General features: G+C 55.0%; 16 protein-coding genes and 1 pseudogene. 9 read left to right on the top strand and 8 right to left on the bottom strand.

The features are described from left to right. Window positions 1–11: 11 nt before the first annotated feature. The 3 genes from asmA to udk form a co-directional block, all read right to left on the bottom strand. Window positions 12–1,856, bottom strand: coding sequence for an outer membrane assembly protein AsmA (gene asmA, locus GTGU_RS22250; protein ID WP_038162827.1), 1,845 nt, complete (start codon window positions 1,854–1,856; stop codon window positions 12–14). 26 nt (window positions 1,857–1,882) lie between these two features. After that, on the bottom strand, window positions 1,883–2,464 hold the full coding sequence (dcd, locus tag GTGU_RS22245; RefSeq protein WP_038162824.1) for a dCTP deaminase: 582 nt from the start codon (window positions 2,462–2,464) through the stop codon (window positions 1,883–1,885). 90 nt (window positions 2,465–2,554) lie between these two features. After that, window positions 2,555–3,196, bottom strand: a complete 642-nt coding sequence (gene udk, locus GTGU_RS22240; protein WP_038162821.1) for a uridine kinase — start codon at window positions 3,194–3,196, stop codon at window positions 2,555–2,557. A gap of 342 nt (window positions 3,197–3,538) precedes the next feature. Here udk and GTGU_RS22235 point away from each other — a divergent pair, with 342 nt between their 5' ends. Further along, the gene (locus GTGU_RS22235; RefSeq protein WP_038162815.1) at window positions 3,539–6,865 is read left to right on the top strand and encodes a diguanylate cyclase; all 3,327 of its coding nucleotides are present in this window, start codon (window positions 3,539–3,541) and stop codon (window positions 6,863–6,865) included. Here the strand turns inward: GTGU_RS22235 and alkA are convergent. Together alkA and GTGU_RS22225 are read right to left on the bottom strand one after the other, a co-directional pair. After that, window positions 6,858–7,706 carry a DNA-3-methyladenine glycosylase 2 gene (gene alkA / locus GTGU_RS22230; protein ID WP_038162813.1) on the bottom strand — a complete coding sequence of 283 codons (849 nt, stop codon included), beginning with the start codon at window positions 7,704–7,706 and terminating at the stop codon, window positions 6,858–6,860. The two genes, GTGU_RS22235 and alkA, sit on opposite strands and share 8 nt — an antisense overlap. A 156-nt stretch (window positions 7,707–7,862) precedes the next feature. Beyond that, entirely contained in the window at window positions 7,863–8,075 is a 213-nt protein-coding gene (locus tag GTGU_RS22225; RefSeq protein WP_038162810.1) for a hypothetical protein, read from the bottom strand. A gap of 955 nt (window positions 8,076–9,030) precedes the next feature. Here GTGU_RS22225 and yegD point away from each other — a divergent pair. The 8 genes and pseudogenes from yegD to trhP all read left to right on the top strand — a co-directional run bounded on the left by yegD (window position 9,031) and on the right by trhP (window position 23,123). Then, window positions 9,031–10,383 (top strand): molecular chaperone, encoded by a 1,353-nt coding sequence (gene yegD, locus GTGU_RS22215; RefSeq protein ID WP_038162808.1) that lies wholly within the window; start codon window positions 9,031–9,033, stop codon window positions 10,381–10,383. A gap of 271 nt (window positions 10,384–10,654) precedes the next feature. Next, a complete protein-coding gene (locus tag GTGU_RS22210) occupies window positions 10,655–11,908 on the top strand; it encodes an MdtA/MuxA family multidrug efflux RND transporter periplasmic adaptor subunit (protein ID WP_038162805.1) in 1,254 nt (417 codons plus the stop codon). Then, a complete protein-coding gene (locus GTGU_RS22205; protein ID WP_038162803.1) occupies window positions 11,908–15,030 on the top strand; it encodes an MdtB/MuxB family multidrug efflux RND transporter permease subunit in 3,123 nt (1,040 codons plus the stop codon). Before GTGU_RS22210 ends, GTGU_RS22205 begins: the two co-directional genes overlap by 1 nt. Then, entirely contained in the window at window positions 15,031–18,108 is a 3,078-nt protein-coding gene (mdtC, locus tag GTGU_RS22200; protein WP_038162801.1) for a multidrug efflux RND transporter permease subunit MdtC, read from the top strand. It abuts the gene before it with no gap. Window positions 18,109–18,110: 2 nt separating this feature from the next. Further along, a pseudogene (gene mdtD / locus GTGU_RS22195) lies at window positions 18,111–19,552 on the top strand (multidrug transporter subunit MdtD). Next, the gene (gene baeS / locus GTGU_RS22190; RefSeq protein ID WP_038162799.1) at window positions 19,521–20,924 is read left to right on the top strand and encodes an envelope stress sensor histidine kinase BaeS; all 1,404 of its coding nucleotides are present in this window, start codon (window positions 19,521–19,523) and stop codon (window positions 20,922–20,924) included. The pseudogene mdtD and the gene baeS overlap by 32 nt, the downstream one beginning before the upstream one ends. After that, entirely contained in the window at window positions 20,921–21,643 is a 723-nt protein-coding gene (gene baeR, locus GTGU_RS22185) for an envelope stress response regulator BaeR (RefSeq protein ID WP_038162797.1), read from the top strand. The genes baeS and baeR overlap by 4 nt, the downstream gene beginning before the upstream one ends. Window positions 21,644–21,761: 118 nt before the next feature. Continuing rightward, entirely contained in the window at window positions 21,762–23,123 is a 1,362-nt protein-coding gene (trhP, locus tag GTGU_RS22180; RefSeq protein ID WP_038162794.1) for a prephenate-dependent tRNA uridine(34) hydroxylase TrhP, read from the top strand. A gap of 309 nt (window positions 23,124–23,432) precedes the next feature. Here the strand turns inward: trhP and GTGU_RS22175 are convergent, their stop codons facing one another. The 3 genes from GTGU_RS22175 to GTGU_RS22165 are packed head-to-tail and all read right to left on the bottom strand — an operon-like array spanning window position 23,433 to window position 24,855. Next, window positions 23,433–23,816, bottom strand: a complete 384-nt coding sequence (locus GTGU_RS22175; protein WP_038162792.1) for a hypothetical protein — start codon at window positions 23,814–23,816, stop codon at window positions 23,433–23,435. Between the two features lie 32 nt (window positions 23,817–23,848). Next, window positions 23,849–24,229, bottom strand: coding sequence for a type II toxin-antitoxin system YafO family toxin (locus GTGU_RS22170; RefSeq protein ID WP_038162790.1), 381 nt, complete (start codon window positions 24,227–24,229; stop codon window positions 23,849–23,851). Beyond that, on the bottom strand, window positions 24,229–24,855 hold the full coding sequence (locus tag GTGU_RS22165; RefSeq protein WP_038162788.1) for a hypothetical protein: 627 nt from the start codon (window positions 24,853–24,855) through the stop codon (window positions 24,229–24,231). Before GTGU_RS22165 ends, GTGU_RS22170 begins: the two co-directional genes overlap by 1 nt. Between the last annotated feature and the right edge of the window lie 134 nt (window positions 24,856–24,989).

Below are 24,989 nucleotides of genomic sequence, written 5' to 3'. Positions count from 1 at the left end.
CCCGATTATTATCATAGTTTTTCCAGTAGCTTTTTCACGTCTCTGCCGCTTTGGCTCTCTTTGTTCTTGTCAGCCCAGTCGTTCAGGCGGCGTTTCATTTCATCCTGCAATTGCTTACGCAGCACCTGATCAACCTGCAGACTGTAGTTCAGCGCCTGCCATGGACCATAAACGCGCAGCGGGATAGCGGTTTGTTTCAGCATTTCCACCAGTTTGCTGTCGCCTTTCCAGCCTTCCAGCACGCGAACGTTGAAACGCATATCGCCCTGCTCTTTCACCAGATCCAGCGAACCCTGTCCGGTCAGCGCCAGCAGCGCAGACTGCCCGTCCATGTTGCTGAGCGTCAGCACACCGTTGTCGAGTTGCAGATCGGTGGCGAGTTTATCCAGCCGGGTCGCTGTCTCGTAGTTTTCCTGCGCCTGCACATTGGCGCTGCGCTCAATCGCCTGCTGTACGAGTTGCTGGAAGTTCAGACCTTCCGCTCGGGTGTTGAGCAATTCAACGTGCCCCTCGCCCTGCCAGTTACGACGGAAATCATCGGCGTCAATTTTGCTGCCGCTGAAATCCCCGGCAAGGGTCATCGAGCCTGTCAACTGGATGGGGTAATCAAAAGCCTTCAGAATGGTGCCAATTTCAACGTTGTCCAGCTTCGGCTGGAACTCGGCCTGCACGTCGTTACGGCGCGCATCGAGTTTACCCGGCAATGAGATTTGCCCGTCGCCCAGCCGCCCCTGTAGCTCCGCAATCGTCAGCAAACCCGACTGGTTGCTGAGATCACCGCTTACCTGAGTGAAATTCATGCCGCGCCACAGGATCTGGTTCGCTTTCAGTTTAATGGCCGCAGTAAAGCCGCGCAGACCGCTGTAATCAGGCTGCGGGTTGCCATCGGCAATCACCGGACGCTGTTTCACCGGGCTTTGCCCCTGCTGCGTCACACTGTTGTTTGTCGAGGCACTGGCAGGCGTCAGGAGATTATCCAGATTGAGCTTACCGAACTGCAGGTCCAGCGCCCATTCCGGGCTGTCCGCCAGCACCACATGGGCCTCGCCGGTAACTGTGCTGTCATTCGCCGTCAGATTGAGCTTGCTGAAACCCAGTGTTTTACTCTCTTCCTGCCAGCTCGCCAGCAGGCTTCCCTGACCGGTAATGCCCTGCGCCGGCAGATCAGCGCCCTGAAATTGCCAGTTGAGTTGTGTCAGATTTGCGGCCAGCGTATGAGGATAGTCGCTGCCGTCAATGTCGGCAGTAAAGGAGAGCGCCAGATCACGCTGGTCGCGATTGACCCGACCAGCAAACTCCATCGTGCCTTTGTGCTGTTCGTCCTGTTCCATCTGCAAACGAATATCACGGACGGTCACCAGTTCATCGCTGTCGTGCTGAAACACCAGCACGCTGTCCGCCACTTTCAGCTTCGCGATGTCAAACGACCAGCCGCGATCTTCCGCCACTTCCGGTAATGTGTTTTCTTTCGGTACGACTGGCGCATCCTGCCCACGCACGGCTTCGGTCTGCGGGGTGAGTTGGATCACCGCGCCTTTCAGCATCACCTGTCGTACCTGTAACTGATGAGAGAGCAGCGGTAACAACGAGACATCAAGACGCATGTTGTCCGCCCGCACCAGCGGTTCGCTGGCGCCAGGCGCCGTCAACGACATTCTGCCGGAGAGAATGCTGAGCTGCGGCCAGACGTGCCAGCGCAGCGGTCCGTCGAGTCGCAATTGATAGCCGCTTCGCGTTTCAACCTGCCGCACCATATAAGCGCGGAAATCGTTAGGATTGACCAACAGCACCAACGCAGAGAGTCCGGCGATAATCACCACCAGTAAAATCATCAGCGTCGTCAGAAGTCGTCTCATGGCACCCTCAATACAACTGAGCGGACTCAGTCCTTATCAATACGGCTGGCGACAGCACCCTGCTGATCGCGATATTTGGCATCTTCACGACGGTTGTACGGGCGCGCCGCCGGACCGGACAACGGTTCAAAACTCAACGCGCCAATCAGCATCCCCGGACGCAGCGCCAGCGGCAGCTTACCGGAGTTATAGAATTCCAGCACAATGCACCCTGACCAGCCGGGATCGATGCGATGCGCGGTCACGTGAACCATTAATCCGAGACGCGCCAGCGACGAACGCCCGTCCAGCCAGCCGACCAGATCGGCTGGCAACGTGACGGATTCATAAGTCACCGCCAGTGCCAGTTCGCCCGGATGAAGGTAAAACGCGTCGCCTTCGGCCAGCACAATCTCTTCGCTCATGACGCGATCCAGCGCCGCGCTCACTTCGGCTTTCGGTCCGCTCAGGTCGATAAACGCCGCTGTATGACCACTAAAGGTGCGGAATTTATTGCCCAGACGGACATCCACCGTAGCGCCGTTGATACGCTCAACGGGCGGACGCGGGGTAATCGACAGGCGGCCTTCGTCCAGCCAGGCTTCTATATCTCGGTCACACAGACGCATGCGCATTCTCCTTTCGTGCATCGCGCCCTTACCGTTTCAGGGCATAAGGGCTAAACAGATTCTCTCTGAACGTTACACAATTCACGGGGTTTATTCAAAAAACTGGCTAATTTTCGCTTTCAGGATATCAATCGCAATGCGGTTTTTACCCCCGCGCGGTACGATGATATCGGCATACTGCTTCGATGGTTCAATAAACTGCAGGAACATCGGACGTACTGTTTTCTGGTACTGCGCCATCACTGAATCCATCGACCGCCCGCGCTCATTCACGTCGCGACGAATGCGGCGCATCAGGCAGATGTCGAGCGGGGTATCAACAAAAATGGAGAAGTTCATCTCTTCGCGCAGACGCGCGTCGGTCAGCAGCAGGATCCCTTCGAGGATAATGACTTTTTTCGGCACGACGTGAACCGTCTCTGCCATGCGGGTGTGTTCAACGTAGCTGTAAACCGGGAGTTCTATGGGATTGCCGCGCTTGAGCATTTGCAGATGCTGGAACAGCAGATTGTGGTCCATCGCGTTCGGATGGTCATAGTTGGTTTTGACGCGTTCTTCCATCGACAGATGACTTTGATCTTTGTAATAGCTGTCTTCAGGAATGACACCAATGTGCTCATCACCAACCTGTTCACGTAATTCGCGGTAAAGCGTACTGGCAATAAGACTTTTTCCGGATGCCGATGCGCCTGCGATACCTACGATGACGCACTGATGAGACTTATCAGTCATAAATTTTTGCGACCTGATTAACCTGGAGTTTGGGAAGGGCGACGCCGGAGCGTCAAACGCGGCAATTATAGGGATTTCAACGCGCCGATACCAGTAATGCGTGTGAATCTGCCAAAGCAAATACAGAAATGCGCAATATCCGCCTTAGCGCAAATTTTTACGACTACTTTTAAAGCAGCATCGTCAGTTTTCAACCATCCTAAATAATTAATATCTCGAAGCTGTCAAAATATGAACAACCGCAATAGGAATTGTAAATTGTTTGTACTAGCATAACTTCAGATAATCTCTCAGTCGTCCGGGCTTGCTCCTGACGGGAAAGCTACGCGGATTAATGTAGTAATGAAGAAACCACACCATCGTGTATTTGTTACTCCGGCCCATCCTCTGCTGCATTTTGCCAGCCTGGGACTGGTGACTTTCATTTTTACGCTTTTTTCGCTTGAGCTGACACGCTTTGGCACCCTGCTGGCTCCTCTGTGGTTCCCGACCTCGATCATGATGGTCGCTTTTTACCGCCATGCGGGAAAATACTGGCCGACCATTGCACTGGTCTGCTCCGCTGGCAACATCGCCGCCTCATTAGTGCTGTTTCCCGCCTCAGCCGCGAATCTGGGCTATGTGGCTATTAACATTGCCGAAGCGATGCTGGGGGCGGTGCTGCTGCGTAAGCTGCTGCCGAACTATAACCCGCTGCAGAATCTCAACGACTGGGTACGACTGGCTATCGGCAGTGCGGTAATCCCGCCCCTGTTTGGTGCGTTTCTGGTCTGGTTGCTGATGCCTGGCGACAAACCGCTGCAAGTGACGCTGGTCTGGGTGCTGTCAGAAACCATTGGCGCTCTGGCGCTGGTACCGCTGGGGTTGCTGTTTAAATCGCATTATCTGTTGCGCCATCGCGACCCACGGCTGCTGCTGGAGACACTGCTCATCCTCGCCGTAACGCTGGCGCTGAGCGGGCTGGCCATGCACTGGCTGCCCTGGCCTTTCACCTGTGTGATTGTGCTGCTGATGTGGAGCGCGATTCGTCTGCCGCGCATCGAAGCATTTCTGGTTTTTCTGCTGACGGTCATGATGGTATCGCTGATGATGGCAACCGATCCTGACATCATCACCGTGCCGCACACCTATGTGCTGAACAATGCCGCCTGGCTGCCGTTTCTGATGATCCTGCTGCCGGCGAATGTCATGACGATGGTGATGTACGCCTTTCGCGCCGAGCGTAAGCACATCACCGAGAGCGAATCGCGCTTTCGTAATGCGATGGAGTATTCGGCAATCGGCATGGCGCTGGTCGGCACTGAAGGACAGTGGTTGCAGGCCAATAAAGCGTTATGTCAGTTCCTCGGTTACAGCCAGGACGAATTGCGGGCATTGACCTTTCAGCAACTGACCTGGCCTGAAGATCTCGACAGCGATCTCGTCCAGCTGGACATGCTGGTAAAGGGTGATATCAACAGCTATTCGATGGAAAAACGCTACTACACCCGCAAAGGGGACGTGGTGTGGGCGCTGCTGGCGGTGTCGCTGGTGCGCCACGCTGACGGCTCGCCGCTTTATTTCATCGCCCAGATTGAAGATATTAACGATCTCAAGCACACCGAATGGGTAAACAAACGGCTGATGGAGCGTATCACCCTTGCCAACGAAGCCGGGGGGATCGGCATCTGGGAATGGGAACTGGAGCCGGATGTGATCAGCTGGGACAAGCGTATGTTTGAAATGTATGACGTCCCGTCGCACCTCAAACCCACCTGGCAGATGTGGTACAACTGCTTACTGGAAGAGGATCGCGCCCATGCTGAGCAGACCGTTCGCAATGCCCTGCGCGCCCGTACGCCGTTCAAGCTGGAATTTCGCATTCAGGTGAAGGATGGCATTCGTCATATTCGCTCGCTCGCCAACCGCGTTCTGAATAAAAACGGTGAAGTAGAACGTCTTCTCGGCATCAATATAGATATGACCGAGGTAAAACAGCTTAACGAAGCGCTGTTTCAGGAAAAAGAGCGTCTGCACATCACTCTTGATTCCATCGGCGAAGCAGTGCTGTGTACCGACATCCATATGAATGTCACCTTTATGAACCCGGTGGCGGAAAACATGAGCGGCTGGACGCAGGAACAGGCACTGCAACAGCCGCTGCTCAACGTGCTGCACATCACCTTTGGCGACAACGGACCGCTGATGGAAAACATCTACAGCGGCGATTTCTCGCGTTCCGACATTGAACAGGATCTGGTGCTGCACAGCCGTCACGGTGGCAGCTACGATATTCACTACAGCATAACGCCGCTCAGCACGCTGGACGGTCATAACATCGGTACTGTTCTGGTAATTCAGGACGTGACTGAATCACGCAAAATGCTGCGCCAGCTGAGCTACAGCGCCTCCCACGATGCCCTGACGCAACTGGGAAATCGCGTCAGCTTTGAGAATCACCTCAAACGACTGCTGCACAATGTGCATGAAACGCATCAAACACATGCGCTGGTGTTTATCGATCTTGATCGCTTTAAGGCCGTTAACGATACCGCCGGGCACGCGGCAGGCGATGCGCTGCTGCGCGAATTGTCAGCACTGATGCTCAGTATGTTACGTACCAGCGACATTCTGGCGCGACTGGGCGGCGATGAGTTTGGTCTGCTGCTACCGGACTGCAACACCGAAAGCGCCCGCTTTACCGCTACACGCATCATCACCGCTATCAATGATTACCAGTTCCGCTGGGAAGATCGTACCCATCGCGTTGGCGCCAGCGCCGGGATCACGTTGATTGATGAGAATAACAGCGTGGCTTCGGAGGTGATGTCGCAGGCCGATATCGCCTGTTATACCTCAAAACACGGCGGGCGCGGCATGGTCACGGTATACGAACCGCAGCAGGATAACCCGCCCGCGCGTAGGACGATGCCGCCCGATGAGAAGTGGCGCATCATCAAAGAGAACCATCTGGTGTTTATGGCCCGTAGCGTGGCTTCGCCGCGCATTCCGGAAGCCAGCCATTTCTGGCTACTGTCGCTGCGGCTGTGGACCAGTGAAGGCGAAATGCTGGAAGAGAAAGCGTTTCGTAACAGCCTGTCCGAAAGCGAGCTGTTACGAGCTCTGGACCGCCGGTTACTCTCTGAATTCTTCCTGCAATGGGCACCCAAAGTGGCAGCGAAAGGCATCAGTGTATCCTTACCATTATCGTCGACGAGCCTCTCCAGCGTGGCGTTGATTGACGAGCTGTTCAGTCAACTAACGGAAAGCCAGATACCCCCGCGGTTGCTGCATTTTGTCATCAGCAGCGATTGTCTGCTCAGTGAGGATCGGGTGATGGCGCAGAGCATTCTGCGGTTACGCCAGGCTGGCTGCAAACTCATTCTCAGCCACCCGGGTCAGGATCTGGAGATCTTCAACCGTCTGACGCCGGACTCCGCCGACTACATCATGCTTGACCCCGACACCGTCGTTAACGTGCATCTCAATCTGATGGATGAAATGATGGCGACCATTGTGCACGGCCATGCGCACCGATTGGGGATGAAAACCATCGCCGGGCCAACCAACGAATCGCTGGTGATGGACACGCTGTCGGGCATTGGCATTGATATGATTTACGGCGATACCATTTCACAAAACCAGCCGCTGGAGCTGGTTCTGCACAGCAGCTATTTCGCGATCAACTGATGTCCGGCGACCAGTCGTCGGTGTACCAGATATGCAGCAAGGCATACGAGCGCCATGGCTGCCAGCGTTCAGCATAGCGGCGAATTTGTGCAGGCGTCATGCCAGGAAAACGCTGCTTAATCAGATAATCGTCGGGCAGAAAGACATCTTTGGCCTGCCAGCCGCGCAGAGCGAAATAGTTCGCCGTCCAGCGCCCGATGCCCGGAAACGACTGCAATGACTTCATCCCCTGCTCGATGTTATCAGGTGCTGTCAACGGGAGTTCCCCGCTCAACGTTGCATTCGCCAGATGGATCAGCGCTTCGGCGCGCTTCAGTGGCATACCGAGAGATTTCAGACGAAGCGGGTCGGCCTGCGCCAGTTGCTGCGGCGTCGGGAAACAATAAAACCCCGGCTCGTTTTCCAGCGGCGCCCCGCAGGTGTGCACCACTTTCGCGGTCAGTTTTGCCGCCATGGTCACGCTCACCAGTTGCCCCAGAATTGCCCGAATTCCCTGTTCAAACGCATCCAGTGCGCCCGGTAAACGCAGCCCCGGACGCGGCGCGCCAAGCGGTCCCAGCGCACGGGAAACCGCCTGAGGATCGCATTGCAAATCCAGCAGCCGTTCTATGCGCTCAAGGCACGCATCGGCGACTGGCAGCAGGCCATCGCTCAGCGTCACCCGCAGCGTCTGCGTGTTTTCGTCCGGCTCCAGTACCATCAACCCCCGATGCCCGTCGAGGGCAAAACTGCGGGTATAACGCCCGTCGCTGAACACCTCAACGCCCTCAACGGCGCGCATCTTCAGAAAACCAAACATCCACTCCCAGTCATAAGGCGGTAGCCAGCGCAGTGTATACATGCAATCTCCTTTATCAGTGGCTAAAGCATATACGTCACGCCGACAGCATGCCTTGCTTTTATATTCCAGTTGTCGTCGTCGCCACATTCCGCTAAAGTCGCCACCCTTTCGTGTATGTGATTGCGACAGGGCTACAGTATTCTGTATAGAAATCGTTCATTTACCAAAAAAATCAAAATACGTCCATTTACCAAAAAACTTAACAAACAGATAAAACATCAGTATAATCCATACAATACTGAGAAAAACAACCAAAGGGTAATAAGGAATATAGGCTATCACATAGATTCCACCAACTATAAGAGCCAATGTAACAATAATTCCGATATTTAGGACATCAATAATCATCCACATAATAAAATCTTTCATGACCTTTACTCCCTTGTTAAGACCTCATACAACGCATCGGCAATTTTTGCTTCATTATTTTTTGACATATCGTTGCAGGAAGTTTATAAATCGAATATCAGTCCTCATCATATTATAACAGGGCTCATGATCGTATTCATCCGTCATGAAACAGAAATCGTAATTATAATATGCTGGCCATCGAACTTCACAACCTTAATCATCTCCATTTGCTGCTTCTAGTGGCTTTGTGACATAGTGTTATCCTTGAACGAACTATGTTCTGAAGGAGCAAAAGGTGAAAGAGATAAAGGTACATTTAATGTCATTCATTATTTCACTTCTAATGATATTATAGCTATTAATGCAATATCTAGCCAATCATCTCCTAATGGTTTTTATTTGCGAGTTTAGGATGGATTCTGCCACCTTTTATGTCATTTATAATAGCACCTGGAATATGCGGTTTATTGACGGGAAAAGTAATAGAGAAACTCTGTTTTCTCATAATTACTCTTAGGAATAGATTCAGGGACTGAAGATGAAAAACATACTGATATATTTAATCTCAATTGTGCTTTCATTCACGATCATCTACAATCTGTTACTTAGCTATGTTCCTGATGAGCAAGTTACTAAAATTTTTGATACACGCTTCAATAATCCGATCTTATTTTCTCCAGCTCTGGTATTTCTTGTGGTTGTAATAATCTTAGGAATAGGGATAGCAAAACTTTATCTCTTTATAAGAAAGAAATAACGTACTTGCTACCGCAAGTTGAGTCGTTTTACTTTGAAAGTCAATTCCTTGCCCTTGCATTGATTGTAGGTGTGTTGTGACATATGTAAACGTAAGCTCTTTTCATCAGTGACCAGCATCGATGCCATCATGCCTTGCTTTTATATTCCAGTTGTCGTCGTCGCCACATTCCGCTAAAGTCGCCACCCTTTCTTCACTGGCATGGGGATAAGTGACGTGTTTATTGGTTTTGATTACGGCACCGCAAACTGTTCAGTGGCGGTCATGCAGGGCGACAGCCCACAACTGCTCACCATGGAAAACGGCAGCACCCTGCTGCCATCGATGCTCTGCGCACCTACGCGCGAAGCCGTCAGCGAATGGCTGTACCGCCATCATGATGTGCCGTTAATCGGTGATGAAACCCAGGCGCTGTTGCGCCGGGCTATTACGTTCAATCGCGATGAAGACATTGAAGTGCTGCGAAACAGCGTTCAGTTCGGCCTCGCCTCGCTGAAACAGTATATGGACGATCCTGAAGAAGTCTGGTTCGTCAAATCGCCCAAATCCTTCCTTGGCGCCAGCGGCCTGAAGCCGCAGCAGGTGGCGCTGTTTGAGGATCTGGTCTGCGCAATGATGCTGCATATTAAACAGCAGGCGCAGGCGCAGTTGCCGGATAGCATCGACCAGGCAGTGATTGGCCGTCCGATTAACTTCCAGGGACTGGGCGGCGAAGAGGCAAACCAGCAGGCACAGGGGATCCTCGAACGAGCGGCAAAACGCGCCGGTTTTCGCGATGTCGTCTTTCAGTACGAACCAGTCGCCGCAGGGCTTGACTTCGAAGCCACGCTGACGGAAGAAAAACGCGTGTTAGTGGTAGATATTGGTGGTGGTACCACCGACTGTTCGCTGCTGCTGATGGGTCCGACATGGCGTCACCGTCAGGATCGCGCACAAAGCCTGCTCGGTCATAGTGGTTGCCGCATTGGCGGTAACGATCTGGACATCGCGCTGGCGTTTAAATGCCTGATGCCGCTGCTGGGTATGGGTGGCGAAACGGAAAAAGGTATCGCGTTACCGGTACTGCCGTGGTGGAACGCCGTCGCCATCAACGACGTTCCGGCACAAAGCGAGTTCTACAGCAGTGCCAATGGTCGTGCGCTAAGAGATATGGTTCGTGACGCGCGCGACGCCGATAAAGTCGCCTTGCTGTTGAAAGTCTGGCAACAACGTCTGAGCTACCGGCTGGTACGTAGCGCCGAAGAGAGCAAAATCGCCCTCTCCGACCGTCAGGAAATCCTCACAAACCTGCCGTTTATCAGCGAAACACTGGCGACGGAAATCAACCAGCTCGGGCTGGAAGCGGCGCTGAACCAGCCGCTGGCGCGTATCCTGGAACAGGTACAGTTAGCGCTTGATAACAGCAACGTACGCCCTGACGTCATCTACCTGACCGGCGGTAGCGCACGCTCACCGTTGATCCGCAAAGCACTGAGCGAACAGCTTCCTGGCATTCCGGTTGCCGGGGGTGATGATTTCGGTTCAGTAACTGCCGGGCTGGCGCGCTGGGCGCAGGTCATCTTTGCCTGATTTCACGATCTGCCTCGGGAGGGGCTTTCCCGTTTCAGCCCCTTACTGAAATCCTTTCAGCCTGACCTCCTTGCCGGTACGCACTTTAGCGCGCAACGCGGGTTTCCTGTTCAGCTTTCCTTCTGCCTTGCAAGGTGCCTCGTAAAACGCTGATAGTTATCGCTTCTCAGACGAATCCTGACGGTGTTTCATATTTCCTCCATTTTTCCGGGGAAGGCGATGACTAAACTAGTATCATCTCCGACACGTTTCAGGATGAGAGTCGATATCGATGAAAGGCAGCAAGAAAATCCGCTGGGGAAGTACACTGGCCGTACTGGTGGTCGTGATTGCCGCCGCAGGCTACTGGTACAGCCGCTCCGCGCCGGAATCAACAACGCCCGTCGCGAAAGCCCAGGGGCAACAGCCTGCCGCCGGAGGGCGCAGAGGCGGACGCTTTGGTGCTGCGCTGGCTCCCGTTCAGGCGGCAACCGCCACCAGCGAATCCGTACCCCGCTATCTCACCGGTCTTGGCACCATCACCGCGGCCAACACCGTTACCGTTCGTAGCCGGGTGGAGGGTCAGTTGCTGGCGATTCACTTCCAGGAAGGTCAGCAGGTTAAAGCCGGTGATCTGCTGGCAGAAATCGACCCCAGCCAGTTCAAAGTGGCACTCGCCCAGGCGCAGGGCCAACTGGCGAAAGACACCGCCACCCTCGCCAATGCGCGCCGCGATCTGGCGCGTTACCAGCAACTGGTGAAAACCAGTCTCATCTCCCGTCAGGAACTCGACACTCAGCAGTCGCTGGTCAGCGAAAGTCAGGGCACGGTAAAAGCTGATGAGGCGAACGTCGCCAGCGCGCAGTTACAACTCGACTGGACGCGCATCACCGCTCCTGTTGACGGCCGCGTCGGCTTGAAACAGGTGGATATCGGCAATCAGATCTCCACCAGCGACACCAACGGCATTGTGGTGCTGACCCAGACGCATCCCATCGATCTGGTCTTTACCCTGCCGGAGAACGACATCGCGACTATTGTTCAGGCGCAAAAAGCCGGCAAAACCCTGACGGTAGAAGCATGGGATCGCACCAATAAGCAGAAACTGAGCACCGGTAGCCTGCTGAGTCTGGACAACCAGATTGACGCCACCACTGGCACCATCAAGCTGAAAGCGCGTTTTAACAATGAAGATGACGCGCTGTTTCCTAACCAGTTCGTCAATGCGCGCATGCTGGTAGATACCGAACAAAACGCGGTGGTGATTCCCAGCGCAGCGCTGCAGATGGGTAATGACGGTCATTTCGTCTGGGTACTGAATGCGGACAATAAGGTCAGTAAGCACAACGTCACCCCGGGGATTCAGGACAGCCAGAAAGTGGTCATCAGCGCCGGGTTATCGGCAGGCGACCGCGTGGTGACGGACGGTATCGACCGTCTGACAGAAGGCGCGAAAGTGGAAGTGGTGGAAGCGCACAGCGCCGCCGCAACCCCGGCAGAAAAACCGACCGCGCGTAACTATGGACAGAAAGGAGCACGCTCCTGATGCAGGTATTACCGCCGGACAGCACGGGTGGCCCGTCCCGCCTGTTTATCATGCGTCCTGTCGCCACCACGCTGTTGATGGTGGCGATTTTGCTCGCCGGGGTGATTGGTTATCGCTTCCTGCCGGTCTCCGCCCTGCCGGAGGTCGATTACCCGACGATTCAGGTGGTCACACTGTATCCTGGCGCCAGTCCTGATGTAGTCACGTCAGCCATTACCGCGCCGCTCGAGCGCCAGTTCGGACAGATGTCCGGGCTCAAGCAGATGTCGTCGCAAAGCTCCGGTGGTGCCTCAGTGGTCACCCTGCAGTTTCAACTGACGCTGCCGCTGGATGTCGCCGAGCAGGAGGTTCAGGCCGCCATCAATGCGGCGACCAACCTGCTGCCCGACGATTTACCTAATCCGCCGGTTTACAGCAAAGTGAACCCTGCCGATCCCCCCATCATGACGCTCGCCGTCACGTCTTCCGCCATGCCAATGACGCAGGTGGAAGATATGGTCGAAACCCGTGTCGCGCAGAAAATTTCCCAGGTCAATGGCGTCGGTCTGGTCACCCTTGCGGGAGGCCAGCGCCCGGCAGTACGGGTGAAACTTAATGCACAGGCTATCGCCGCGCTGGGTCTGACCAGCGAGACGGTACGTACGGCGATCACCAGCGCGAACGTCAACTCGGCAAAAGGGAGCCTTGACGGCCCGACACGCGCAGTGACGCTGTCGGCGAATGACCAGATGCAGTCCGCCGAAGAGTATCGTCAGTTAATCATTGCCTATCAGAACGGTGCTCCTGTTCGTCTGGGCGATGTGGCAACTGTTGAACAGGGGGCGGAAAACAGCTGGCTGGGCGCCTGGGCCAACAAAGAACAGGCGATTGTGATGAACGTCCAGCGACAGCCGGACGCGAACATTATTGATACCGCCGACAGCATTCGCCAGATGCTGCCGCAACTGACGGAAAGCCTGCCGAAATCGGTGCAGGTGAAAGTCTTGTCTGATCGCACCACTAACATTCGCGCGTCAGTCAGCGACACGCAATTTGAACTGATGCTGGCAATCGCGCTGGTGGTGATGATTATCTACCTGTTTTTGCGCAATGTGCCTGCCACCATTATTCCCGGTGTAGCGGTCCCGCTGTCGTTGGTTGGTACGTTTGCGGTGATGGTGTTCCTCGACTTCTCGATCAACAACCTGACACTAATGGCGCTCACCATTGCCACCGGGTTCGTGGTTGATGACGCCATTGTGGTGATCGAAAACATCTCTCGCTATATCGAAAAAGGCGAAAAACCACTGGCCGCGGCGCTGAAGGGGGCCGGGGAGATCGGTTTTACCATTATTTCACTGACTTTCTCGCTGATTGCCGTGTTGATCCCGCTGCTGTTTATGGGCGATATCGTGGGGCGACTGTTCCGCGAATTTGCGGTCACTCTCGCGGTGGCGATTTTAATTTCTGCCATCGTTTCGCTGACACTGACGCCGATGATGTGCGCGCGCATGCTGAGTCACGAATCACTGCGCAAGCAGAACCGCTTTTCGCGCGCCAGCGAGCGCTTCTTTGATAATGTGATTGCCGGATATGGCCACTGGCTGGCAAAGGTACTGAACCACCCGTGGCTGACGCTGGGCGTGGCGCTGGCAACGCTGGTTCTCTCCATTTTGCTGTGGGTCTTTATTCCAAAAGGCTTTTTCCCGGTGCAGGACAACGGCATTATTCAGGGTACATTACAGGCACCGCAGTCGGTCTCTTTCGCCAGCATGGCGCAACGCCAGCATCAGGCCGCAGATAAAATTCTGAGCGATCCCGCTGTAGAAAGCATGACCACATTTGTCGGCGTTGATGGCACCAATCCGGCGCTGAACAGCGCTCGTCTGCAGATTAACCTCAAGCCGCTGGACCAGCGTGACGATCGCGTGCAGACCGTTATCCGCCGTCTGCAACGCGAGATCGATGGTATTCCTGGCGTCGACCTTTACCTGCAACCAACGCAGGATCTGACCATCGACACCACCGTCAGCCGAACGCAGTATCAGTTTACGCTACAGGCGAACTCGCTGGACGCGCTCAGCTCCTGGGTACCACAACTGATGACGCAATTGCAGGCCCTGCCGCAACTGGCTGACGTCAGCAGCGACTGGCAGGACAAAGGGCTGGCGGCTTATGTTAACGTCGACAGAGACAGCGCCAGCCGTCTTGGGATCTCGATGGCGGATGTCGATAACGCGCTATATAACGCCTTTGGTCAGCGACTGATCTCGACGATTTACACCCAGTCCAATCAGTATCGTGTGGTGCTGGAGCATGACACCAGTGAAACGCCGGGGCTGGCGGCGCTGGACAACATTCGCCTCGCCAGCAGCAGTGGCGGCAGTGTACCGTTAACGGCTATCGCCAAAATTGAGCAGCGCTTTACGCCGCTGTCGGTAAATCATCTGGATCAGTTCCCCGTCACCACCATTTCGTTCAACGTCGCGCAGGGATCGTCACTGGGCGACGCGGTCGACGCCATTATGAACGCGGAGACAACGCTGAACCTGCCCGCCGATATTCGTACTGAATTCCAGGGCAGCTCGCTGGCGTTCCAGTCAGCGCTCAGCAGTACCGTCTGGCTGGTGATCGCCGCGATTGTGGCGATGTACATCGTGCTCGGTATTCTGTATGAAAGCTTTATTCACCCGATCACTATTCTGTCGACGCTGCCCACGGCGGGCGTTGGTGCGCTGCTGGCGCTACTGCTTGCCGGTAGCGAACTCGACGTGATTGCCATCATCGGCATTATTCTGCTGATCGGTATTGTGAAGAAAAATGCCATCATGATGATCGACTTTGCGCTGGCCGCCGAACGCGAGCAGGGTATGGCGCCACGCGATGCGATCTATCAGGCGTGTCTGCTGCGTTTTCGCCCGATTCTGATGACCACACTGGCGGCGCTACTCGGCGCGCTGCCGCTGATGCTGAGTACTGGGGTAGGCGCCGAACTGCGTCGTCCGCTGGGGATCGGCATGGTCGGCGGCCTGCTGGTCAGCCAGGTGTTAACGCTGTTCACCACGCCGGTTATCTACCTGCTGTTTGACCGTCTGTCGCTGTATCTGAAGAGCCGTTTCCCGAAACGTGAAGAGGAGGCGTAAATGAAGTTTTTCGCCCTCTTCATTTACCGCCCGGTGGCGACGATCCTCATCTCGCTCGCCATCACGCTTTGCGGCGTGCTGGGGTTCCGGTTGTTGCCGGTCGCCCCGCTGCCGCAGGTGGATTACCCGGTGATCATGGTCAGCGCCTCACTGCCCGGCGCGTCGCCAGAAACCATGGCCTCGTCCGTCGCCACGCCGCTGGAGCGGTCGTTAGGGCGCATCGCCGGGGTCAATGAAATGACCTCCACCAGCTCGCTTGGCAGCACGCGCATCATCCTGCAGTTCGATCTCAATAAAGACATTAATGGCGCGGCGCGTGATGTGCAGGCGGCGATTAACGCCTCGCAAAGCCTGTTGCCCACCGGCATGCCGGGTCGCCCGACCTACCGCAAAGCCAACCCGTCTGACGCGCCGATCATGATCCTGACGTTAACGTCAGACACCTACTCGCAGGGCGAACTGTACGATTACGCCTCAACGCAATTAGCGCAGACGGTGGCGCAAATCGAAGGCGTGGGCGATGTGGATGTCGGCGGCAGTTCGCTGCCCGCCGTGCGTGTCGATCTCAACCCGCAGGCACTGTTCAACCAGGGTGTTTCGCTGGATGACGTTCGCAGCGCCATCAGCAGCGCTAACGTGCGTAAGCCACAGGGAGCTATCGAAGATGGCAGCCATCGCTGGCAACTTGCCACCAATGACGAGCTGAAAACCGCCGATGAATACAAACCGGTCATCGTTCATTACAACAATGGTGCGGCGGTGCGTCTTGGCGACGTGGCGACAGTCAGCGACTCGGTGCAGGACGTGCGTAATGCCGGGATGACCAACGCGAAACCAGCCATTCTGTTGATGATCCGCAAACTGCCGGAAGCCAACATCATTCAGACCGTTGATGCGATCCGCGCCCGCCTGCCGGAACTCAAAGAGACCATTCCTGCCGCCATTGACCTGCAAATTGCCCAGGACCGCTCCCCCACCATTCGCGCCTCACTGGAAGAAGTGGAGCAGACACTGGTGATCTCTGTCGCGCTGGTGATCCTCGTAGTGTTCCTTTTTTTACGCTCCGGGCGCGCAACGCTGATTCCGGCGGTAGCGGTACCTGTTTCACTGATTGGCACCTTTGCTGCCATGTATTTATGCGGTTTCAGCCTGAATAACCTGTCGCTGATGGCGCTGACTATCGCCACCGGGTTTGTGGTCGATGACGCCATTGTGGTGCTGGAGAATATCTCGCGGCACCTTGAAGCGGGGGTAAAACCACTACAGGCCGCGCTTCAGGGGAGCCGTGAAGTTGGTTTCACTGTTCTGTCGATGAGCCTGTCGCTGGTGGCGGTCTTTTTACCGCTGCTGTTGATGGGCGAACTGCCGGGCCGGCTATTACGTGAGTTTGCCGTGACGCTCTCGGTCGCCATCGGGATTTCGCTGGCGGTGTCGTTAACCCTGACGCCCATGATGTGCGGCTGGCTGCTGAAAAGCCATAAGGCGCATCAACCGGTGCGCAAACGCGGTTTTGGCCGTATGCTGGTAGCGATGCAACAGGGGTATGGCCGCTCGCTGCGCTGGGTGCTGAACCACACCCGGCTGGTCGGCGTGGTGCTGTTGGGCACCATTGCGCTGAACATCTGGCTCTATATTTCCATTCCGAAAACCTTCTTTCCGGAACAGGATACCGGCGTGCTGATGGGCGGTATTCGGGCGGATCAGAGCATCTCTTTCCAGGCCATGCGTGGCAAATTACAGGACTTCATGAAAATCATCCGTGAAGATCCCGCCGTTGATAACGTCACTGGCTTTACCGGCGGTTCGCGGGTGAACAGCGGCATGATGTTTATTACCCTGAAATCCCGCGATCAGCGTCAGGAGACCGCACAGCAGGTGATCGACAGGCTGCGCGTTAAGCTGTCGAAAGAGCCCGGCGCGAATCTGTTTCTGATGGCGGTGCAGGATATCCGCGTGGGCGGTCGTCAGGCTAACGCCAGTTATCAGTACACCCTGTTGTCAGATGATCTCGCGGCCCTGCGCGAGTGGGAGCCGAAAATCCGCCGGGCGCTGGCGGCCTTGCCGGAACTGGCGGACGTCAACTCCGACAGCGATGACAACGGTGCTGAGATGGATCTGGTTTACGATCGCGAAACCATGTCGCGGCTGGGCATCAACGTGGAGGCAGCGAACAGCCTGCTGAACAACGCTTTCGGCCAGCGCCAGATCTCGACCATTTATCAGCCGCTGAACCAGTATAAAGTGGTGATGGAGGTAGACCCGGTCTATACCCAGGATGTCAGTGCGCTGGATCAGATGTTCGTGATTAACAGCGACGGCAAAGCAATTCCGCTCTCCTATTTTGCCAAATGGCAGCCCGCCAACGCGCCGCTGTCGGTGAATCATGAAGGGCTTTCGGCGGCCTCCACCGTCTCGTTTAACCTGCCGACCGGAAAATCGCTGTCGGATGCCAGCACAGCCATTGAACGCACCATGACGCAACTGGGCGTACCGCCGAGCGTGCGTGGCAGTTTCGCTGGTACGGCGCAGGTTTTCCAGTCGATGATGCAATCACAGGTGATCCTGATTCTGGCCGCCATCGCGACGGTCTATATCGTGCTGGGGATCCTCTATGAGAGCTATGTACACCCGCTGACTATACTTTCTACGCTGCCGTCGGCCGGGGTCGGCGCGCTACTGGCGCTACAACTTTTCGGCGCCCCATTTAGCTTAATCGCCCTGATTGGTATCATGCTGCTTATTGGTATCGTTAAAAAGAATGCCATCATGATGGTCGACTTTGCGCTTGAGGCGCAACGCACCGGCAATCTGCCGCCTGAAGAAGCCATTTTTCAGGCCTGCCTTTTGCGTTTCCGGCCGATTATGATGACCACGCTGGCGGCGCTGTTTGGCGCGTTACCGTTAGTGTTATCCGGCGGCGATGGCTCTGAACTGCGACAGCCGCTGGGGATTACCATTGTGGGTGGTCTGGTGATGAGCCAGCTACTGACGCTGTACACCACGCCGGTGGTGTACCTTTTCTTTGACCGTCTGCGTTTGCGCTTTGCCCGCAAATCCCGACAACCTGTAACCGGGTGAACATGGTAGATCTTCCGCGTAGCGTTCGCTGGCAGCTATGGATTGTGGCCTTCGGCTTTTTATGCAGTCGCTGGATACCACCATCGTCAACACGGCCCTCCCCTCAATGGCGAAAAGCCTCGGGGAGAGCCCGTTACACATGCATATGGTGATCGTCTCGTATGTCCTGACGGTCGCCGTCATGCTGCCTGCCAGCGGCTGGCTCGCTGACCGCGTCGGCGTGCGCAACGTCTTTTTCACCGCCATCGTCCTGTTTACCGCCGGTTCGTTGTTCTGCGCGCAATCCAGCACGCTGAATGAGCTGGTAATGGCCCGTGTATTGCAGGGCGTGGGTGGCTCAATGATGGTGCCGGTCGGGCGCTTAACCGTCATGAAAATCGTGCCGCGCGATCAATACATGGCGGCGATGACCTTTGTGACGCTTCCCGGACAAGTAGGACCATTGATGGGACCGGCCCTCGGCGGGATCCTGGTGGAATACGCCTCCTGGAACTGGATTTTTCTCATTAACATTCCGGTCGGGATCATTGGCGCGATTGCCACGCTGATGCTAATGCCCAACTACACGTTACAGACGCGGCGCTTTGATATCTCGGGCTTTATTTTGCTGGTGATTGGCATGGCGACGTTGACGCTGGCGCTGGACGGGCAAAAAGGGCTTGGCCTGTCGCCGCTGATGCTCGGCATTCTGGTCACCGTCGGGCTGTTTTCCATTCTGTTTTATCTCTGGCATGCGCGTGATAACGACACTGCGCTGTTCAGCCTCAAACTGTTCCGCACACCGACATTTTCCCTGGGGCTTGGCGGCAGTTTCGCCGGGCGTATCGGTAGCGGTATGCTGCCGTTTATGACGCCAGTGTTCCTGCAAATTGGCCTGGGTTTCTCACCGTTTCATGCCGGGCTGATGATGATCCCGATGGTCATTGGCAGCATGGGCATGAAACGTATCATCGTGCAGGTGGTGAACCGCTTTGGCTATCGCCGGGTTTTGGTAGCGTCAACGCTGGGGCTGGCGCTGGTCAGTCTGCTGTTTGTGTCCGTCGCGTTGCTCGGAAGGTACTACCTGCTGCCGGTGGTGCTGTTTGTGCAGGGGATGGTGAACTCCACCCGCTTCTCCACCATGAACACCATGACGCTGAAAGATTTACCGGACGAATACGCCAGCAGCGGCAACAGCCTGCTATCGATGATTATGCAACTGTCGATGAGTATTGGCGTCACTGTCGCCGGACTGCTGCTCGGGCTGTACGGACAGCAACATGTCGCCACTGATTCCAGCGCCACGCATCATATTTTTCTCTATACCTATCTCAGCATGGCGGTGATCATTGCGCTGCCGGCATTAATTTTCAGGCATGTCCCCGACGACATCACGAAAAACGTGGTAATAAACCGGCGTAAAGGAGGGAATCGTGAAATTATGGCGTCCGGGGATCACCGGTAAACTGTTTCTCGCTATTTTTGCCACTTGCATTGTGCTGCTGGTCACCATGCACTGGGCAGTGCGGCTGAGCTTTGAACATGGTTTTATTGATTACATCAAGCGCGGCAACGAGCAGCGTTTGCAACTGCTGGGCGATGCGCTCGGCGAACAGTATGCGCTGCATGGCAACTGGCGTTTTTTACGCAATAACGATCGCTTTGTCTTCCAGATCCTGCGCTCGCTTGAGCACGATGGGGGCGAAGATCGCCCCGGCCCCGGCATGCCACCGCACGGCTGGCGGACGCAGTTCTGGGTCGTTGATCAGGACGCACACGTGCTGGTTGGCCCACGCGCGCCGATTCCGCCGGACGGCACCCGGCGCGCGATTATCGTCAATGGCACCGAAGTGGGTGCCGTGATCGCCTCGCCGGTTGAGCGCCTGACGCGCAACACCGATATCAATTTCGACCGTCAGCAAAAGCGCACCAGCTGGCTTATCGTCGCGCTCTCCACCCTGCTGGCGGCGCTGGCGACCTTCCCGCTGGCCCGCGGCCTGCTGGCACCAGTGAAACGGCTGGTGGAAGGTACGCATCAACTGGCAGCAGGGAATTTTTCCACCCGCGTCACCGCCACCGGTGCTGATGAGCTGGGAAAACTGGCGCAGGACTTTAACCAGCTCGCCAGCACGCTGGAACGCAACCAACAGATGCGTCGCGATTTTATGGCCGATATTTCTCATGAGCTGCGTACCCCACTGGCAGTGCTGCGCGGCGAGCTGGAAGCCATTCAGGATGGCGTGCGTCAGTTCACGCCAGATTCCGTCGCGTCGCTGCAGGCGGAGGTCGCCACGCTGACCAAGCTGGTGGAAGACTTACATCAGCTTTCGATGTCCGACGAAGGCGCACTGGCCTACCAGAAAGCCACCGTTGATGTAGTGATGCTGCTGGAGATGGCTGCAGGCGCTTTCCGTGAACGGTTCGCCAGCCGCGGGCTGTCCATCGCCTTTTCACTGCCGGAAACCATCACCGTGTTCGGCGACCGCGACCGTCTGATGCAACTCTTCAATAATCTGCTGGAAAACAGCCTGCGTTATACCGACAGTGGTGGCAAGCTACTGATTAGCGCCGTGACGGGGAACCATACCGTGACTATTGATTTCGCCGACAGCGCGCCCGGCGTCACTGACGAACAGCTGAATTTACTTTGCGAGCGCTTTTACCGTACAGAAGGCTCCCGCAACCGTGCCAGCGGCGGCTCCGGCCTGGGTCTGGCGATTTGCATGAATATTGTCGAGGCGCACGGCGGCACGCTCAACGCCACGCATTCGCCTTTTGGCGGGGTTAGCATTAAAGTAGAGCTACCGCTGGAACGAGATATACCGAGAGACGTATGACCACGCTACCCATTGATGACAACGCACCACGGATTTTAATCGTGGAAGATGAACCCAAACTGGGACAGTTGCTGATCGACTATCTGCAGGCGGCGAACTATGCGCCGACACTCATCAGTCACGGCGACAAAGTGCTGTCGTACGTGCATCAGACGCCGCCCGATCTCATCCTGCTGGATCTGATGCTGCCCGGTACCGACGGGCTGACATTGTGCCGCGAAATACGCCGTTTTTCAGAAGTGCCAGTAGTGATGGTGACCGCTAAAATCGAAGAGATCGACCGTCTGCTTGGGCTGGAGATTGGCGCTGACGATTACATCTGCAAGCCCTACAGCCCGCGTGAAGTGGTTGCCCGTGTGAAGACCATTTTGCGCCGTTGCAAGCCGAAGCGCGAACTGCAGGCGCTGGATGCCGAAAGCCCGCTGATTGTCGATGAAGGTCGTTTTCAGGCGTCGTGGCAGAACAAGCTGCTGGATTTAACACCTGCTGAATTTCGCCTGCTGAAAACGCTCTCCAGCGAGCCGGGGAAAGTGTTTTCCCGCGAGCAACTCCTCAATAACCTGTACGACGATTACCGCGTGGTAACCGATCGTACCATCGACAGCCACATCAAAAACCTGCGCCGTAAACTGGAGGCGCTGGACGCTGAGCAGTCCTTTATTCGCGCCGTGTATGGCGTCGGGTACCGCTGGGAAGCGGACGCCTGCCGTATCGGCTAGAATCTTCGGTTTACTCCCCTGCTGCCCGGCGCTACAATTCCCGCCCTTAAAGTATGGGAACTCCCCTGCCGCCTTACCCTGTGAGGCGGATCTGACCTGTCATCAGAACGAGAAAATCATGTTTAAACCAGAACTCCTTTCCCCGGCGGGAACGCTGAAAAATATGCGTTACGCTTTTGCTTATGGTGCCGATGCCGTTTATGCGGGCCAGCCGCGCTACTCCCTGCGCGTGCGCAATAACGAATTCAATCACGAAAACCTCCAGCTTGGGATCAACGAAGCCCATGCGCTCGGCAAAAAATTCTATGTGGTGGTCAATATCGCGCCGCATAACGCCAAGCTGAAAACGTTTATTCGCGATCTGAAACCGGTGGTGGAAATGGGGCCGGATGCGCTGATTATGTCCGATCCGGGGCTGATTATGCTGGTGCGCGAGCATTTCCCGGAAATGGCAATCCATCTCTCCGTGCAGGCCAACGCCGTTAACTGGGCAACGGTGAAATTCTGGAAGCAGATGGGGCTGACCCGCGTGATCCTCTCCCGCGAACTGTCGCTGGAAGAAATCGAAGAGATCCGCACTCAGGTGCCGGACATGGAGATCGAAATTTTCGTTCACGGCGCGCTGTGCATGGCGTATTCCGGTCGCTGCCTGCTTTCTGGCTATATCAACAAACGCGATCCGAACCAGGGTACCTGCACTAACGCCTGCCGCTGGGAATATAATGTTCAGGAAGGCAAAGAGGACGACGTCGGCAACATCGTGCATAAATATGAGCCGATTCCGGTGCAGAACGTAGAACCTACGCTGGGCATCGGCGCGCCGACGGACAAAGTTTTCATGATTGAAGAGGCGCAGCGCCCGGGCGAATACATGACCGCGTTCGAAGACGAGCACGGCACCTACATCATGAACTCGAAAGATCTGCGCGCGATTGCGCATGTTGAGCGCCTGACGCACATGGGCGTTCATTCGCTGAAAATCGAAGGCCGCACCAAATCCTTCTACTACTGCGCCCGTACCGCGCAGGTCTACCGCAAAGCTATCGACGACGCCGCGGCCGGAAAACCGTTTGATACCAGCCTGCTGGAAACGCTGGAAGGGCTGGCGCATCGCGGTTATACCGAAGGTTTCCTGCGCCGTCACACCCATGACGATTATCAGAACTACGAATATGGCTATTCGGTTTCTGAACGTCAGCAGTTTGTCGGCGAATTCACTGGCGAGCGTAATGGCGCGCTGGCCGCCGTGGCGGTGAAAAACAAGTTCAGCGTGGGAGACAGCCTTGAACTGATGACGCCACAAGGCAACATCAACTTTACGCTGGAGCATATGGAAAACGCCAAAGGTGAAGCCATGCCGGTTGCGCCAGGCGACGGTTACACTGTCTGGTTGCCGGTCCCCGAAGAACTGGTGCTGAATTATGCACTTTTGATGCGTAATTTTGCGGGTCAGAGTACCCGCAACCCGCACGGTAAGTAGTTAATCTGGGTTATTTTTTCTGCGCGGAAGATTCTTAGAATCCGATCACATACCGCTTCGTTCATTACGGGTATTATCACTACGCTGAAAAACATAACCCATAAAGCTAGCTGTACCAGGAACCACCTCCTTGGCCCGTGTAATCTCCCTTACGCGGGCTTATTTTTTTGTTTTAATCCACTGAAATAAAAGGATTTATTTCAACTAATGTCCACATATCGACCACACATCAAAGTAAGTTCAGGTTTGTAATAAAAAAGCCCCGCACTCGACGGGGCTTTCTGGCTTACTGAGTCTGGAGTTAACGACTCACTCATCAGCGCCGCATTTCTCCCGGTACGATGGCGGAACCGGATCGCTAAATCGTGTGTAAATGTTTTTCTCCGACACAGAGTAATGCACACCAGAGGAAAACATACCCTTTGACTCCATGCTAATCTTCAGAACAAATGGCTGGAATCCTTCGTAAGCCCCGAAGCCGTTCTTTGCGTTTACCTGTCCACAAACGAAACCGCTTACCGATTTGGCATCCGACTTTTCATCCTGAACAAAGCGCACATACCTGAACTTCACGCTGTCCGGATCCCTGACATCATCAGCGATCTCTTTCTTCGCTAATTCGATTGCCTTTTCTGCACCTGGCTTACATCCCGCAAGTAAGACTAAAGCCATTAACATCAATACTTTCTTCATATCCCTGTCCGCCTGTATGGGTTTATGCCAGCTTATGAATTCTGAAAGTCTTCCGCGCGTCTTTCCAGTTCAGCCATAAATGACGTTCTGGCTTTCTCATGCGCATCTGGCGTCATGATGCTGATAATCTGTATCTTGTTGTAGTCCATCCAGTGCCTGGCATAAACCAGATAACTATTTGATGTCCTGTCGATCTGAGCTTTTGATTTTTTCCATGCTGGCTCCGATGGTAATCGGATGTGGAGTTTGTACACGAATGAATTGCACAGCCTTGAATTATCTTCCCATTGTCCATCATTGCCGAACCTGTCAGGAAGAATACCTGTGTTTTGCCAGTTCTCCAGTGCCCGGCCATAGGCTCTTGCTGTCTCAGGGAATTCAACATCTTTGTGTATAGTTACCCTGCATACCATCAGGAGAACTCCGGGGCTGAAATCCCTAGATTCTTATGCTCAGCCGCGATCATTGATTTAACATCCTCATCGGATGGCATGTCTTTCAGGCTGATAGTTTTTGCTGGCGGCTGGCTTCGTTCTATAGCGTTTATAATGTCACGGGCAAGAAATTCACTCTGCGCGACTTCCCGGCCAAAACGAACCAGTGCATCACGAAATCGTACCCTGAGATCGAGACTGTCAGGATACATCTTCGCGAGGTTGTCCGGTGCCATTACAATTTTGATCGCTTCTTTAATGCGCGTGTGTTGTTTTATGGCATCTTCACAGATTTTTTTAGTCCTGGCTGAATTGCTAACCAGTAAGGCGCCACTGCCCTTCATCTGCCTTTTTTGAATAATGTTGCTCAATAGTGATCGCTGGTTAGCGTTTATTCCGCTGAGGTAAGCGGTGGCTGCATCCAGCGGAAGAAATATCTGACCACCAGGGATCTCGAATGTCAGCGCCTGAGTTACTCCGGCATGTGTTCTTGATTCCGCAACGGTGACAGGCAGTATTGTGCTCTTTGCCGGTACTGGCGCCAGAGAGGCCGACAAGCTTGCAACAATGGCTGCAACAGTTGCTGATGTGGTTTTCTGTTTCATGGGACCTCACAACATCGATACAGACAGGATAACGCAAAGATCACGCCGCACAAAGAAACACAAACCACGCCATATTGTCACGCGACTGGCTCCGTCACAATGCAAGATTAAGTTGATCCCTGCCATAATGCGAT

The sequence above is a fragment of the Trabulsiella guamensis ATCC 49490 genome, assembly GCF_000734965.1.
Lineage (GTDB): Bacteria > Pseudomonadota > Gammaproteobacteria > Enterobacterales > Enterobacteriaceae > Trabulsiella > Trabulsiella guamensis.
The sequence above is the reverse complement of the archived record's forward strand: the minus strand, read 5'-3'. Positions and strand labels throughout refer to the sequence as shown.

Bases quoted from the DNA above. Each gene is read 5' to 3' on its own strand.
- GTGU_RS22235 (WP_038162815.1), top strand. From the start codon at position 3,539: ATGAAGAAACCACACCATCGTGTATTTGTTACTCCGGCCCATCCTCTG.
- trhP (WP_038162794.1), top strand. From the start codon at position 21,762: ATGTTTAAACCAGAACTCCTTTCCCCGGCGGGAACGCTGAAAAATATG.
- dcd (WP_038162824.1), bottom strand. From the start codon at position 2,464: ATGCGTCTGTGTGACCGAGATATAGAAGCCTGGCTGGACGAAGGCCGC.
- alkA (WP_038162813.1), bottom strand. From the start codon at position 7,706: ATGTATACACTGCGCTGGCTACCGCCTTATGACTGGGAGTGGATGTTT.
- GTGU_RS22165 (WP_038162788.1), bottom strand. From the start codon at position 24,855: ATGAAACAGAAAACCACATCAGCAACTGTTGCAGCCATTGTTGCAAGC.
- udk (WP_038162821.1), bottom strand. From the start codon at position 3,196: ATGACTGATAAGTCTCATCAGTGCGTCATCGTAGGTATCGCAGGCGCA.
- GTGU_RS22170 (WP_038162790.1), bottom strand. From the start codon at position 24,229: ATGGTATGCAGGGTAACTATACACAAAGATGTTGAATTCCCTGAGACA.
- baeR (WP_038162797.1), top strand. From the start codon at position 20,921: ATGACCACGCTACCCATTGATGACAACGCACCACGGATTTTAATCGTG.
- GTGU_RS22175 (WP_038162792.1), bottom strand. From the start codon at position 23,816: ATGAAGAAAGTATTGATGTTAATGGCTTTAGTCTTACTTGCGGGATGT.
- GTGU_RS22210 (WP_038162805.1), top strand. From the start codon at position 10,655: ATGAAAGGCAGCAAGAAAATCCGCTGGGGAAGTACACTGGCCGTACTG.
- GTGU_RS22205 (WP_038162803.1), top strand. From the start codon at position 11,908: ATGCAGGTATTACCGCCGGACAGCACGGGTGGCCCGTCCCGCCTGTTT.
- asmA (WP_038162827.1), bottom strand. From the start codon at position 1,856: ATGAGACGACTTCTGACGACGCTGATGATTTTACTGGTGGTGATTATC.
- GTGU_RS22225 (WP_038162810.1), bottom strand. From the start codon at position 8,075: ATGAAAGATTTTATTATGTGGATGATTATTGATGTCCTAAATATCGGA.
- mdtC (WP_038162801.1), top strand. From the start codon at position 15,031: ATGAAGTTTTTCGCCCTCTTCATTTACCGCCCGGTGGCGACGATCCTC.